The following is a 255-nucleotide window of genomic DNA, read 5'->3' on the forward strand; positions in this document are numbered from 1 at the left end:
TCTGGTCGGCCCCCAGGGTGTCGGCCCCGGCGTCGTTGGCGGCCCCCTCGATCACGTTACCGCCGACCGTGGCGGTCTCCTCGCTGATGGCGTTGGCGTCGGCCGTGGCCTCCGGCGCGGTATCCAGGATCTGGATGTCCAGGCTGTCGCTGGCGGTGTCACCTTCGTTGTCGGTAACCACGATCGCAAAGCTGTCGACGACATTGTCATCCGCGGCGTTGTGGCTCGCCGCACCACCGGTCTCGGTGTAGCTGT

1 protein-coding gene is annotated in these 255 nt (G+C 67.5%); it reads right to left on the reverse strand.

All coding sequences use genetic code 11. The features are described from left to right. Positions 1-255, reverse strand: a 255-nt coding sequence (locus ACUN9Y_RS22335) for a hypothetical protein (RefSeq protein ID WP_445462929.1), incomplete at both ends; no start/stop codon positions are given.

It is taken from the genome of Halomonas sp. V046 (assembly GCF_052645355.1).